This is a genomic window from Bacteroidota bacterium (assembly GCA_016714535.1).
Taxonomy (GTDB): domain Bacteria; phylum Bacteroidota; class Bacteroidia; order AKYH767-A; family OLB10; genus JADKFV01.
Map to the genome: position 1 here is coordinate 197,529 of JADKDR010000002.1, position 15,428 is coordinate 212,956.

Sequence of the window (15,428 nt, forward strand, 5' to 3'; positions counted from 1 at the left end):
TTTTTAAAGCTATTAAAAAAAACAGCAATGCTACTCCTTTGCAAACTTAACACGGGCTACCGAATTTTTTTGAACCACCTCCAGTGTATATAAGCCTGATGAAATATTCTTTAAATCAATTTTTAATTGACCATTGACTCCTTGAAGCAATTGCTGTTGATTATATACGATCCTTCCGGAGGCATCGTATATGGTTATAGTTATTGCTGAATTTGTAACAACCCCGGTTTGAATATAAAGTGAATTGCCGGCAGGGTTTGGAAATAACACCATGTCGCTTTGGTTTAATTGTGATATTCCAAGATAAAATCCAACCACGTTGCTTGGAACCTGACATCCATTGCTATCAGCTATAAGTACATAGTAGTTTCCACTAACCGTAGGAGTATATGTTTGTGCGGTGCTGTAAACGGTGGTGTCGCCAACAATAAACCATTGATAACTAAAAGCTGAAGTAGAGCTAAGTACATTGTTATTTAACGTAGCAACCGGTGCCACAGGCAATTGAAATTCGGTGATGAAGGCAGGAAATACTACCGAATCGCATCCAACATTATTGCATGCTACAAGGGTTACATCAAATGTTCCATAATTATTATAGCAAATATTTTGTGGGTTTTGATCGGTAGAAGTAGCAGGAGAGGCACCGGTAAAATACCACATCCATGAGTAGGGGCTGTTTTGTGTAAGGTCAGTAAAGTCAATACAGTTTTTATCACAAAATAAAGAGTCGTTAGCGGCTATATTGACAATAACATTAGCGCATGCTGTATAAATCAACGCAACAGAGTCAGCGCTCTTACATCCGTTAATGTCTGTTACTGTAACAGTATACGTTCCACTGTTGAGCGTGGTTATGTTGCCGGCAGTGCTGCCATTGCTCCAAAGGTAGGTGTTAAATGCTCCCGGGTCAAGCATATAGGATTGGCCTATACATAAGGTACTGTCAGGTCCCAGGTTGGGTTGTGGTGCAGGATATATGGTTATAGGATACACTAAAGTGTCAATACTTAAGTTTAGGTATACAACTATAAGTTGCACATTATAGGTGCCGGCAGCGCTGTAGTAATGTGCCGCGCTATAGTTAAAAGAGGTATTAAGAGGCCCCGATCCGGGGTCGCCAAAGTTCCACGATACTGCAGCTAATATTACAGAATCAGACACTACGAATGTTGTAGTATCACCCAGACAGAAGTTTTCAATTTGTGCATTATTATTAAAAAATGCGGATTGAAAATTAGGCAATCCTAATCCGCAAAATTTGCCTCCAAGCGAAGGGCCAACAGCATTAAACCCGCATGCTACTCCAGGCGAATCGGGGTATTCAATTACTCCTAAATTGGATAAGCCATCACGTGCCAGATATACTTTATTGTCAGGCCCAATTTGAAGGTGACCTTCATCATTGCTAAATCCTGAACCAACCAATACCTCTGAAGCTATAACAGCTGCCGCACTGCCGGCATTGCAATCATATTGATAGATTGCGCTGCCAAACGGATTGTGACCGCGGTATAAAAACCGGCTGTTAGGAGAGAAGCTTAAACCATACACCTGATTCGAAACTGGAATATCAATTGGATTCGAAACAATTCCCGTTGCCGCATCAAAATCAAAAATGCCGCAATTATTGGTGCCTCCATAAGTACCAAAGGCGCATTTTTTACCATCTGGTGAAAATTGCATTTGTCCAATAGCCCCTATATCAACTATACCTATTGATGTGGTAACCGGAGTCAATGTTACACCAGCCGCAGAAACAAGATATGCGTAAAATGTGCTATTGCCAGTGCCGTGCACCATTACCCAAAAATCAACACCGTTGGCATGTTTTACACCTGCCAGTTTTTCGGAACACGAAGGATTAACAAGGGTGTTCTTGGTTGCTAAAACAACATCGCCCTTGCCTCCGTTTAAGGTCATATCAACTTCACTGAAATAAAGACTGAAGGTTGAATTGCTGAATAGATAATATTTAGATGGATTGCCGGGATTTGGAATTATCAATGCCGATTGATTGGCAGAGCTATTTCCCATAAGTCCTGTGCCATTGGGCATGATGGCATGAGTGCTGTCAACTACAATCACTCCATCGGTATAAAAAAGTAAATTGCCAGTTGCGTCTGAAATGGAAGAGCTTCCTTCATATTGATTCATGATACTGTTAAACAAAGGTAAGGGTGCACCGGTCGAAAAATTAAGAGCGCAGGTATTTCCAAAATACCAGTTCCAGGCTTCTTTTTGGGCAATTGCAAGTTGTGCTATGCTTAAAACTCCAATAAGTAGATAAAAATATTTCTTCATTGATTTGTTATTTTTAAAGATAGGAGCAAAGTAAAGAACAATTTGGATTTATGGTTTTAAAAAAATTACTTGCAAGAAAAAATTCAGATCATGTATTATAAAATAGACGACTTTGTAAAAAATTGTACTTACGAAATGCAAAGTACCATAAAGCTTTGGAAAAATCTCACAGACCAATCGTTAAGTTTTAAGCCACATCCGGATGTTCGTTCGTTGGGATTTATGGCTTGGCATATTACCGTAACTTTTACTGAAATGATGGGATTAACAGGTCTTAAGGTAGATGGAACGCATCAAGCGGATTATAATGGAGAAAGTGTAACGACTATTCTCGAAACATATGAGCGTAGCGCCACATCACTTATGAATCTTTTGCAGAGCCAATGGAAAGATGCAGATTTAGATATAGAAGATGATATGTATGGACAACGATGGAAGCGAGGAAATACGTTGCAGATTTTATTGCGACATCAAACGCATCACCGTGGAGAAATGATTCCGCTAATGCGAATGGCCGGATTGAAAGTAATAGGCATATATGGACCGAGCAAGGAAGAGTGGATAGCCTGGGGCCGCGAGCCAATGAATTAACTCCGGTAATGCATTACATATTATTTAAAGCGCCTTTAATTAATTCTTCTACAGTTGCAGTTTCGCCTTTTTGTTTAAGAGTAGTTTCCAACGCTTTTTCTGCACTGTTACGGGCAAAACCAAGGGTTACCAATGCACTCAGCGCTTCGCTGCGTCCCGATGAACGGGTTAAATTTGCAGAACTTCCGGCCAATTCAGGAACTTCCTTAAACACTTTATCGCGCAAATCAATAATTATTTTTTGTGCGCTCTTGGCACCTATCCCTTTTATTTTTTGCAATGCCGGGGCATTGCCGCTTGCTATGGTATGTTGCAAATCGTTTGGCGATAGTGATGACAATATCATGCGGGCAGTATTAGTTCCAACGCCATTTACCGTTATTAAATGCCTGAACATTTTTCTTTCGGCATCCTCTGCAAAACCATAAAGCGTATGGGCATCTTCTTTTATGGATAAGTGCAAAAATATTTTGCCCTTATGTTCATCTTTTATTTTTGAATAAGTGTGTAAGGATATATTAATTTCATATCCAATACCATTGGCTTCGACTACTATTTGTGTAGCCGTTTTTGTTATAAAATTCCCTGTTATGTATTCGTACATTGGAGTAAAAAAATAATAAATTACTAGGACTGTTTTTTCCTGCTCTGAGCATCAACAACGGCAATGGTTATCATGTTTACAATTTCGCGAATGCTGCTTCCTAACTGTAAAACATGTACAGGCTTGTTTACACCTAACAGTATGGGGCCTATGGCCTCATATCCTGCAAGTTCCATCATGAGTTTGTAGGCAATGTTGCCAGCTTCGAGCGATGGGAATATTAATGTATTGGCGCCACCATTTACCAATTCGGTAAAGGGATAATTATCCTGAAGCAGGTTTGTGTTGAAAGCCATATTTGCTTGTATTTCGCCATCAACAATAAGTCCGGGATAATTCTGATGCAGGTATTCAACGGCTTTACGTACCTTTATTACTTCGGCATCGTTGCTCGACCCAAAGTTGCTGTAAGACAGCATGGCTATGCGTGGCTTAAGATTGAATTGTTGTATAGAAGTAGCTACCAACAAGGTGATATCGACCAGTTCTTCCCAGGTTGGGCGCACGTTCACAGTGGTATCAGCAAAAAATATAGGCCCGCGTTTAGTTATAATAATATACATTCCCGCTACTACGCGTGTATTTGGCTGTTTGCCAAAAATTCTCAAGGCCGGACGAATGGTGTCTGAATATTGTCGGGTAAGTCCTGAAATTAAAGCATCTGCTTGTCCGGTTTCTACCATCATGGCACCGTAGTAATTCCGCTCGCGCATTAATTTTTTGGCTTCATACAAGGTATAGCCTTTACGTTGACGCCTTTCATAAAATTGCTCGCCAAAGCTTTGAATATAGGTGTCGTCTACACGCGGATCTATAACTGGAATTCCGCTAATGTCTAATTTGTTTTCACGGCTTATTTGTTCAATTTTTTCTTTGTTGCCTAATAGTATTGGCTTAGCAATACCTTCATCACGAGTTATCTGCGCAGCTTTCAGCATTTTGTAATTGTCGGCTTCGGCAAATACTACTCGCTGCGGATTTTGTTTGGCAGAGTTGATAAGCACCTTGCTCACCCTATCATCGCGCCCTAGTCGGTTATCCAGACTTTCGGCATAGGCAACCCAATCTGCAATGCGGGTTTGTGCCACGCCCGAATCAATAGCTGCTTTAGCTACCGCTGGAGCCACCGTGCTTATTAGGCGAGGGTCAAGAGGCTTGGGTATAATGTATTCGGTGCCAAATGATAAATTCTTTTTATTGTATGCCATGTTTACTATTTCGGGTACAGGCTCTTTGGCAAGTTGGGCAATAGCGTGTACTGCAGCCAGTTTCATGGCTTCGTTAATTTGGGTAGCTCGCACATCCAATGCGCCACGGAATATAAATGGAAAACCTATAGCGTTGTTAACCTGATTTGGATAGTCGCTTCGGCCGGTTGCAAAAATAAAATCGGTGCGTGCAGCCTTTGCGTCTTCATAGTTTATCTCAGGGTCGGGGTTTGCAAGAGCAAAGACGATGGCGTTGGGTGCCATACTTTGTACCATTTTTTTATTTAGAATATTTCCTTTCGACAGTCCAATAAAAACATCGGCATCCTGCATGGCTTCTACCAGCGTTGAAATATCGCGATGGGTTGCAAACTGCCTTTTGTGGTTGTCAGTAATCTCCATATCGGCACGAATTACTCCTTTACTGTCAAGCATAACTATATTATCCAGCTTTGCCCCTAACGATACATAGAGCTTAGTACAAGATATGGCTGATGCGCCTGCGCCATTTACAACAATGCGCACATCTTCAATTTTTTTATTGGCCAGTTCAAGTGCGTTTATTAATGCTGCTCCCGATATAATTGCAGTGCCATGCTGATCATCATGCATTACCGGTATAGTAAGTTCTTCCTTTAGCCTACGTTCAATTTCAAAACACTCGGGCGCTTTAATGTCTTCAAGGTTAATGCCGCCAAAAGTAGGAGAAATGGCCTTTACGGTTTTTACAAAATCATCTACATCGGTTTGGTTTATTTCGATATCAAACACATCAATGTCGGCAAATATTTTAAACAAAATTCCCTTGCCTTCCATTACCGGCTTCGATGCTTCGGGACCAATGTTGCCCAGGCCCAATACTGCCGTGCCATTACTTATAACCGCAACCAGGTTGCCTTTGCTTGTGTACTTATATACATCTTCGGGGTTGGCAGCTATGGCCAAACAAGGCTCGGCTACACCCGGAGAATAGGCCAAAGACAAGTCGCGTTGGGTGCTGCTGGGCTTGGTAGGTATAACTTCTATTTTTCCTGGCCTGCCCTGGCTGTGATATTCTAATGCATCTTTTGGTTCATTCATTTCTTTCTTGGTATATAGTGATAGTTATTTTTTGAATAGGTAAGATTTATAGATTCCTGTTTTTGCAATTAAGTATAAAAAAGAAACGCCCAATACGCCTAAGCCATATTTCATGCTGCGCGAAAAATTGATGGATGAAGCTTCGTCAAAATATTTAGTTGGGCAAGTTACTTCGGCAATTTCATATCCGGCATAAAAAATTTGCGCCAGCATTTGATTGTCAAATACAAAGTCATCGCTGTTTGCATGGTAATTAATAGTTTGTAAAACCTCACGTGTAAATCCACGATACCCTGTATGATACTCACTCAGTTTTTGATTCATCATAATATTTTGTGCCAGTGTAAGCATGCGGTTAAAAATATATTTATACAAAGGCATGCCGCCTTTGAGTGCTCCTTTGCCTAGTACCCGAGAACCCATCACAACTGGATATACTTCGTTTGCCATGATGCTTGCCATAGCTTCTATCAGCTTAGGCGTGTATTGATAATCGGGATGTAGCATGATAACCAAATCAGCGTTCAACGATAATGCTTTGTCATAACACGATTTTTGATTGCCACCATATCCTCGGTTTTTTTGGTGCACTATTACATGTTTAATTCCTAATTGTCTGGCTACCTCAGTTGTGTCGTCTTTGCTGGCATCGTCCACTAATATTACTTCATCCACAATGTTAAAAGGAATTTCAGCATAAGTATCGCCAAGCGTTTTTGCTGCATTGTAAGCGGGCAATACAATTACAAGTTTCTTGTTCTTGATCATATCGGTTGTAAAGGAATTAAATTTATGATGGAATGGAAAATTACGATGCGAGAAGTTATACAGCTAATTCGATTTGCTTTTACCTGAGGAAGGAAATATCTAGTGATTTTATTCGCAAATTCATTGATGAAATTCTTTCAGAAGGCCAAAAAAAAACTTCGTTTTTGAATGCCCCAATCATTTTTAACTTTTGAATTTACACACTTTATGAAACAGTGTTGTTCCAGGCAATATACACGTTTGCTCTTTCCCGATTTTTCACAATCATTAATATGAACTTGCTTTTGCTCTTTGCTAAATCGCGATTTGTTTGTTTGCATTTTTTCTCTTTATTTTACTGCAAACTAACAGACTATGAAAAATATACACAATATGGGTTGGTCGGTGGGATACAAAGGAATAAATAAGATTGATGTTTCTTTATTTGCCAATGGAATTTACAAATTCAAATTAGTATCAGGCAATAAGGCAATAAATTCTAAGTCACTTTTAATTTTAAAGTAGTGATGAATTTACTTATTCAGAGTAGAGCAATATTTTTTGCTTTACTCTGTGGATTTATTGGCCTCAAACAAAATTCGAATTGTCAAAACCTTATTATAAATGGCAATTTCGAAGATACGATTCCCTGTGGCATTTGGAATGTTGGTTGGTTGCCAATTTTGCCATGTTCACTTTGGTATCAATCTTATTCATCCTCTGATTTTTTATCATCTTCTTACACACAATGGTGTGGATCTGCTCCTATCGGAATTATTGGATACCAACTACCCAAGAGTGGTAGTTCTTATTGTGGATTTGCCACATATGTAGCGCATCCTGATGAAGGTTACCGTGAATTCTTAGGAGGAGTATTAACTGATTCATTTATATTATACATCTATGTTTGTAAGTGCTGCTAATGATTGTCAATTTTTTACTGATAAAATTGGAATGTATTTTTCTGTAGATAGTTTTTATAGCGATACAGGGTATTATTTTAATGTAACGCCACAAGTAGAAAATACTTCTGGCAACATTTTAATGGATACATTAAATTGGATAGAAGTTGGAGGTTATTTCATTGCGCAAGGAGGTGAGAAATATATTTGTTTAGGTAACTTTAGTAATATACAGATGACTTTGGTAGATAGTAATTATAACACTAATGGTCTAGCACCTGGAGCATATTACTACATTGATGACATCTCCGTCATAGACTGCACCGCATCTAGCATTAACGAGATACCTGCATTGGAGTTTCAATTATTAAACAATGCAGCAAGGCATACACTCACCGTTACAAGCGAGAGCATCAGTGAGTTTACTATTTTAGCATTAGATGGCAAAAAAGTAAAGAGCCAATATTATCATAAAGAAGAAAGTAAAATAGAAATAGATATTGGCTCGCTTGCGCGTGGTATGTATTTGCTTCAGGTAATGGATAAAAGAAAACGGCTGGGGTATAAAAGGTTTGTGAGGTGGTGAGGTCTAAAGGGTTTAATTGATCAAGGGTTCAATAGTTCAAGGGTTCAGGGTTTAAAAATTGTTAGTTGGCTCATACTCGCGTGAGATTTCTAGAGCCATGCGTGGCAGCCCTCTCGTGCGCTCTATACATATGGATTCTTCATGATCATATTTCATTTGTTTACAATATAGACCCATAATCGCCCCAGGTGTACACAAAGCAAATACACGCAAAGGGTACAAAGTTTTTTGGCATTTCTTCGTTGCGAACTTGGCGGCATTCCTTAGCGTGCTTTGCGGTAAAAATAAGACGTAACTGCAAAGAACACACAGCGAAGAGAATTGTAAATACCCCTTAAATTCTACTTGCCATTATTAAATCTAAATCGCGAAATGGCAGATTAAAAAAGTCGCTCATAAATTTATTGGTTATAGTTCCCTTAAACATATATACACCATGACGCACATGAAGGTCGCTCCATAGCATCTCATCAACGCCCCCACGGTCGCCAATTGCTAATAAGATTGGTGTAAAAATATTACTTAATGCATAGGAAGCAGTGCGCGGAACCCGGGAGGCTATATTAGGCACACAATAATGAATAACGCCATATTTTCTGTATACAGGGTGTTGATGTGTTGTCATTTGACTGGTTTCGAAACATCCACCCTGATCAATGCTTACATCCACTATCACCGATCCATATTTCATATCACTTACCATTTGTTCACTTACAATGCATGGGGTGTGTCCGTTATTGCTATAAATAGCACCAATTACAACGTCCGCTGTTTTCAATACATTGCTAAGTATGTTCGGGCTAATGGTACTGGTATATACGCGCGCGCCAATATTGTTTTGCAACCTTTTTAAACGGTACACACTGCTGTCAAGCACCCTTACATTGGCACCTAACCCCAGTGCTGTGCGCGTGGCATACTCACCAACTGTGCCCGCTCCTAATATGACAATTTCGGTAGGGGGTATTCCGGTTATGCCACCTAATATAATTCCCTGGCCGTTTTTATCTTTTGCAAGGTATTCGGCAGCTATAATTATCGAAGCACTGCCTACTATTTCACTCATCGCTCTTATTACCGGAATAAGTTCTGTTTGATCGCGTATGTACTCATAACCAATTCCTGTTACTCTTTTTTGCATCAATGCTTTTATATACTCTTTTTTTTGATTCCGCGCCAATACAATGCTCATGATAGTTTGCCTGTCTTTTACAATAGCAAGTTCTTCATCGCTCAATGGGGCTACTTTAAGTATGCAATCGGCTTCAAACGCTTCTTTTGCGCTATAAACTATTTCTGCTCCTGCTTCGCTATAATCCGAATCAGTAAAATTGGCATTGCTGCCCGCACCGGCTTCTATTCGAATACGATGTCCATTGTTTACTAGTAGCGCAACACTCTCGGGCACAAGTGCTATTCGATTTTCCGAAAAAACCGTTTCTTTTGGAATACCTATAAACAGTTCTTTTCGTTCCCTACGAATTTCCAATACGCTCTCCTGTGGTAAGAGTGCACCTGTTTGTGCCAACACTGAAATTCCTGCACTTGGAATTTTACTACTCATAATGCCGATTAAATAGTTTAGTTCTTGATTGACTAAGCACTTATCTTTTCAAAAGGGGTTCGATTGTTCCTTTTAGCTTAGTTAAGTATTACAAAGATATAAAAATTAACAATGAAATGACCTGATAGGAAATAGTATTCTTTGGGAAAATTATTGGTTACACTATAAAATATATAAGACAGATAGGTTGTTTCTTTTGACAAAAAACAAGACGTTTTTTGATGATGCATATTTAAATCGTTAATAATCAAATTTGTATATTTGCAACATATTTCCTAGTTAGCGTATCCTCAATTTCGAAAACAGGTTCTAATCGTCCTCTTTAATACCTCAACTTATGAATTTAAATGTAAGAAAGCTAATTGGCATTTTATTAATGCTGAGTTTGTTTCAATTATTTATTGCTAAAAATGTGCAGGCCTCGCATATTATGGGCGGCAGTATTCAATACACATCACTTGGGTTTGATTCTATTGTCGGTAAATTTAAATTTGATATTCGAGTTTTCGTTTACCGCTATTGTGAACCGGGTGCTGCACAATTTGCACCTAAGCTTTGGTTGGGAATTTACTCCTCTAATATTAATCAAGTTAACATAGACACATTAACATGGTCGAAAAAAATTAATCTCATCTCAAAGAAATTTATTCAACCGCCCAATTTGAGCGACTCCTGTGCTACGCTTTTAAATGTGTGTGTTGAAGAAGCAATTTATGCTGAGACGGTATTTTTGCCATCAACCAATGTTGGCTATAACCTTATAGCAGATGTGTGTTGCCGCAATCCGAATATTCTAAATTTAACCAACCCGACAAATCAGGGAATTGCATTTTTTGCAAAAATTCCAAAAACATCCATTGTAAATAATAGTCCGCAATATGCCATACCTCCGGTTCCTTTTTTGTGTACAAGCGATACTAATATTGTATCGAACACAGTATATGATATTGATGGCGATTCATTAGATTATTCATTTGCATGGCCATATAATGGACTTGGCCCTGGCGGAACTACTAACGGAATGCCAATTTTATATCCCGATCCTATACCTAAAGTAGTATATGCACCAGGCTACAGCCAACTTGATCCATTTGGTCCTTCTGGTTGGCATTCGATTGATTCTTTAACTGGATTAACGAGTTACTATAATCCCAATACTGGTTTTTTTGTGGTTACTATAATTATACGCGAGTATAGAAATGGAAATTTTATTGCTGCCTATAGACGCGATTTGCAATTGATTTTTATTCCTTGCCCCGTCAACAATGCTCCACAACTTGTTGGAAATACACAAATTGATTATACCATAAACGAAGGAGATTCATTGTGTTTCCCAATAGAATTTGTGGATCCGGAGGGTGACAGTATTTTTATTACACATTCGGGGTTGATATTTGATTCAACGGTAGTTAATCCCCCTGCTATTTTAAATGACGTTAGTGGACTTGCTTACGATAGTACCCATTTTTGTTGGTACACCACCTGCGATGCAGGTGGGCCAAACGCCTATAACTTTACGGTGGTAGCCAGTGATGATGGATGCCCACCCAAGCAAACCTATGTAGTGTACACTATCAATGTGATACCTGTTACCTCTAATGCTGTTATTCAAGGGCCTTCTGTTATTTGTGATCCCAATGCAGGGCCATTTATGTTCTATGTTCTCAACACCAACGGAGATACCGCTAATTACAATTGGCTAGTTAGCAACGGAACCATTGTTGGTGGTGGGCCTGGCTCAGATACCATTTATGTAAGCAATGTAAGTAATGCGCTAACCGTTACCTTTTATGAAACTGGGCCTAATGGTTGTAGTAGCGATCCATTATCGCTCACCGTACCGGTTGGCTCAGGCATACCTGTACAGGCATTTAGCAACGACACCATCTGCGAGGGAGAGTCAACAACGCTTTCTGCATCCGGAAGCATTACCTATGTCTGGAGTGATGCAGGCGGAGTTATCGGAACCGGCACTTCCATCACCGTTTCGCCAACAGTTACAACAACCTATACGGTAACGGGTACAGATGATGTGGGCTGTACTTCCGAATCTTCAGTTACCGTTACAGTAAATCCGAATCCCGCGCTATCAGCTATTGCAGGCGTAACCTCTGCATGCCCCAATCTGCTTGGTGCTTTGTATTATGTGATAAATGGAAATCCCAACTCAACATATACATGGACCGTTACAGGAGGGACACTAATTAGCGGGCAAGGTACCGACAGTATTATTGTCAATTGGGGAGGTTTTGGCACAGGTACAGTTACCTTATTTGAAGTAACTGATGGGAATTGTACATCCCAGCCTGTTAGTATTAGCGTGTCGATAAATTTATTTATAGCTGTTCCTACCGGGCCCAATCAAAATATTTGTATTGGTCAAACCGCACAACTTGGCACTGCGGTTGTTTCGGGCTATTCTTATTCCTGGAGTCCCGCATTCGGACTTTCGGGTACCGACATCAGTAATCCGGTTGTTACAATCAACAATACAGGAACATATATATACACGCTGACAGTAAGTGATACTTCCGGATGTAATAATACCGACTCAGTTGTTGTAACTATCAATCCATTGCCATCCATTAGCGTTTCGCCTTCTACTAATGATACGATATGTGCAGGCGATACAGTAACATTAACCGGATCAGGAGCCGGGACTTTCGTTTGGTACAACAATGATTCATTAATTAATTCGATAGGCACCGGAAATCCTTTTACTGTGAATCCTGTTTTAACTACTACCTATTATACGATAGGCAGCGATGTCAATGGCTGCGAGGATATTGATTCTGTTACCATTTATGTATTTACGCCTCCACCTACATCACCAGTTATTAGTGGCGATACAGCTTCGTGTACCAATACCCAAGGGCTTGTTTACACTGTATTAAATGTAGTTGGAACTTCAACGTATTTATGGAACATAAGTGGCGGTGTAATTGTATCAGGGCAAAACACGCCATCAGTAGTCGTAAATTGGACAGGAACAGGAACGGCAACTCTTTCTGTATACGAATTAACTTCCGATGGATGTCCATCAGTTCCTACCACCATCATTATTAGTTTAAATGTGCCTGCTCAGGTTCCAACGGGCGGACCTCAAACTATTTGCGAAGGACAAACTACTATACTGGGCGATTTTCCGATTCCCGGTTATACATATGCCTGGTCACCAGCCTTTGGGTTATCATCAACAAGCATCAGTAATCCTACCTTAACCCTAACTCCTGCAGGTACTTATTTGTATTATTTATATGTGACCAATGCAGCGGGATGCAATAACTTCGACTCGGTAGAGATTAATGTGTTGCAAGCGCCTGCTATTTCGCTGTCGGCTCAACCATCCACTATCATATGTCCGTTTGATACAATAATACTTACCGCCAATGGAGCACTTACCTATACGTGGTATATAGTTGGTAGTGCAGTACCTATAGGTACTGGAACTTCTATTACAGTGACGCCATCTCAAACATCTACTTACTATGCTATAGGTAGTTTGGGCACGATATGCGATGGCTTTGATTCGATTACCGTAGTGACTCACCCTCCACAAACCTTTGGAGGTATTACAGGCGATTTAAACCCTTGTTACGATACAATAGTTTATGCCATTATTAATCCGGACTTATCGGCAACGTATACATGGACGGTTACTGGCGGTGTTATTCTCAATGGACAAAGCACACCTACGGTTACCATTTACTGGTCAAGTAATTCAGGCACCATTTCTATTACCTCGTTGGATACGAATGGCTGCGAGTCGCAACCATATCTTTTCAATATACAACAAGGAGCACAAACGACTTCGCCTTTAGCCACCGGGCCACAAACTGTTTGCGAAAATCAAGCAGGCAATTATAATGCTGTCGTTGTTCCGGGTGGAGCGTATCAATGGTTTGCATCGGGTGGAACCATAAATTCCGGGCAGGGAAGCAGCTCGGTAAATATTACCTGGAATGGCCCTGCACCTGCTACCGGTTATGTATATTATCAAATAACATTTAGTACCGACTCTTTTTGCTACGGCATGTCCGATTCTCTTACTATAGCCATTTTACCTTTGCCAATAATAAATGGAATAAACGGTAACAATTTACTTTGTGGTATTGATACGGGTTGGTATAGCATAAGCACCGCACCTTCGGCTACTATAGTATGGAGCACTACAGGGGGTACCATAATCACTACAGCCAATCCGGATAGTATTGGGTTGTATCTAAGTGCCAATGGAACATATACTATTACCGTTATTGCCACCGATACCATATCAGGATGTGTTAGTAATCCTGCATCACTTCAAATTACCAAGGGTAATTTAATTAATGCAACTGCCACGGGTGGAGGTATTTTGTGTCCGGGTGATAGTATTCAGATTGGAGTTACAGGCAATGGAAATACGTATCAATGGTTGCCCGCCACCGGATTAAGCAGCACTACGGTAAGCAACCCAAATGCTTCGCCTTCGGTTACTACGACCTATACAGTTACTACAGGTGATGGTAGCGGATGCACGGCATCGGCAAGTGTAACGGTAACTGTAAACGCACAGATAAATGCGCAGATAAGTGCAAACAGCACTACCGTGTGTCCCGGTGCAGGTGCTCAGTTAACTGCAAGTGGAGGCACTTCTTATTCATGGAGTCCGGCCAATGGCTTAAGCAATACAAGCATTGCTAACCCAACGGCCAATCCAAATCAGAATACCATTTACACGGTTACCGTTAGCGATGGTAATTGCACCGCCACGGCAACTATTGAAATTACTATCGGAACAGTAAATGCGGTTGCCACTGCAAATGCCAATTCAGTATGCCTTGGTCAATCGGTTCAACTTAATGCTAGCGGAGGGGCCACCTATGCGTGGTCGCCACCCAATGGATTAAGCGATCCATCTATCAGCAATCCAACTGCATCACCAACAACAGCAACTACGTATACGGTATTAGTTACAGATTCAGTGGGATGTACCGGCACGGATACAATTTCCCTGGCTATATTGGCCGCACCAACAGTTGCTATTAGCAACGATACTATTATATGTCCCGGAGCTCAGGCTCAGTTGTTAGCAGCAGGAGGAGTGCAGTATAGCTGGCAACCTGCCAATAATTTAAGCAGTGCCACGGTAAGCAACCCTGTTGCAACCCCGGGCAGCTCTACAACCTATACGGTTACTGTAACTAATACGGATGGATGCACCGCTACGGAAGATGTAATAGTAAGCATAGACGCAACCCTTGATGCGGATTTTGAATGGGAAGATTCGCTTGATTGTAATGGAGCTACTTATCAATTCATTAATAATAGTCAGAATGCTGTTTCTTATCAATGGATTTTTGGTGATGGTAGCAGCAGTACCGACCCAAGCCCAACACATACGTTTACACTTGGACAGGCTATACAGGTTACATTAATTGCTACTAATGGCACATGTAGCGACACCCTGGTGCAATTTATTAACATTGCTTCGTTAGACACCATGGTAAAAAATGCCCCCAATGTGATTACTCCTAACGGGGATGGGTTGAATGATTGCTTCGAAATAGGTTCTATCGTAAGCTTTAGAGAGTGTAGCACTTTTGAAATATTTGACCGGTGGGGAGAGTTGATGTATGAAACCGGAACCAAAGTAAACTGCTGGGATGGCACCAATCGCGATGGCAACGCTGTACCAGAGGGAGTTTACTATTACATTTTAAAAATCGATAAAGAAGAGTTTAATGGTTTTGTTCATGTAATAAGAAATTAAAAAATGAGAAAACGCCCGATAATGGGCGTTTTTTTTTGCATTTGGCAACTATTTATTCAGTCAATATTTTTATGTAAACTCATTTTTTAT

The 15,428-nt window shown here is 40.3% G+C and carries 10 protein-coding genes; 5 read left to right on the top strand and 5 right to left on the bottom strand.

Going from position 1 to position 15,428, the window contains the following annotated elements:
• Positions 1-30: 30 nt before the first annotated feature.
• Positions 31-2,304: a T9SS type A sorting domain-containing protein gene (locus IPO27_04035; GenBank protein ID MBK8845766.1), complete on the bottom strand. Its 2,274-nt coding sequence runs from the start codon at positions 2,302-2,304 to the stop codon at positions 31-33.
• Positions 2,305-2,394: 90 nt separating this feature from the next.
• Between IPO27_04035 and IPO27_04040 the strand changes: the two genes are divergently transcribed.
• Complete coding sequence (locus IPO27_04040; protein ID MBK8845767.1) at positions 2,395-2,895, top strand: DinB family protein; 501 nt, start codon at positions 2,395-2,397, stop codon at positions 2,893-2,895.
• A gap of 13 nt (positions 2,896-2,908) precedes the next feature.
• Here the strand turns inward: IPO27_04040 and ruvA are convergent, their stop codons facing one another.
• From ruvA to IPO27_04055, 3 genes are read right to left on the bottom strand one after another with little or no spacing between them, the layout of a single operon-like run.
• Positions 2,909-3,499 carry a Holliday junction branch migration protein RuvA gene (gene ruvA, locus IPO27_04045; protein MBK8845768.1) on the bottom strand — a complete coding sequence of 197 codons (591 nt, stop codon included), beginning with the start codon at positions 3,497-3,499 and terminating at the stop codon, positions 2,909-2,911.
• Between the two features lie 23 nt (positions 3,500-3,522).
• The gene (locus tag IPO27_04050; GenBank protein MBK8845769.1) at positions 3,523-5,787 is read right to left on the bottom strand and encodes an NADP-dependent malic enzyme; all 2,265 of its coding nucleotides are present in this window, start codon (positions 5,785-5,787) and stop codon (positions 3,523-3,525) included.
• A gap of 24 nt (positions 5,788-5,811) precedes the next feature.
• The gene (locus IPO27_04055) at positions 5,812-6,555 is read right to left on the bottom strand and encodes a glycosyltransferase family 2 protein (protein ID MBK8845770.1); all 744 of its coding nucleotides are present in this window, start codon (positions 6,553-6,555) and stop codon (positions 5,812-5,814) included.
• 354 nt (positions 6,556-6,909) lie between these two features.
• On the opposite strand from IPO27_04055, the gene IPO27_04060 reads away from it, so the two are divergent.
• The 3 genes from IPO27_04060 to IPO27_04070 are packed head-to-tail and all read left to right on the top strand — an operon-like array spanning position 6,910 to position 8,022.
• Complete coding sequence (locus tag IPO27_04060) at positions 6,910-7,059, top strand: hypothetical protein (GenBank protein MBK8845771.1); 150 nt, start codon at positions 6,910-6,912, stop codon at positions 7,057-7,059.
• 2 nt (positions 7,060-7,061) lie between these two features.
• Positions 7,062-7,457, top strand: coding sequence for a hypothetical protein (locus IPO27_04065; protein MBK8845772.1), 396 nt, complete (start codon positions 7,062-7,064; stop codon positions 7,455-7,457).
• Complete coding sequence (locus IPO27_04070) at positions 7,438-8,022, top strand: T9SS type A sorting domain-containing protein (protein ID MBK8845773.1); 585 nt, start codon at positions 7,438-7,440, stop codon at positions 8,020-8,022. Before IPO27_04065 ends, IPO27_04070 begins: the two co-directional genes overlap by 20 nt.
• A 334-nt stretch (positions 8,023-8,356) precedes the next feature.
• Here the strand turns inward: IPO27_04070 and IPO27_04075 are convergent, their stop codons facing one another.
• Complete coding sequence (locus IPO27_04075) at positions 8,357-9,586, bottom strand: alanine dehydrogenase (protein ID MBK8845774.1); 1,230 nt, start codon at positions 9,584-9,586, stop codon at positions 8,357-8,359.
• Positions 9,587-9,923: 337 nt separating this feature from the next.
• Between IPO27_04075 and IPO27_04080 the strand changes: the two genes are divergently transcribed.
• Positions 9,924-15,338 carry a gliding motility-associated C-terminal domain-containing protein gene (locus tag IPO27_04080; protein MBK8845775.1) on the top strand — a complete coding sequence of 1,805 codons (5,415 nt, stop codon included), beginning with the start codon at positions 9,924-9,926 and terminating at the stop codon, positions 15,336-15,338.
• Positions 15,339-15,428 lie beyond the last annotated feature (90 nt).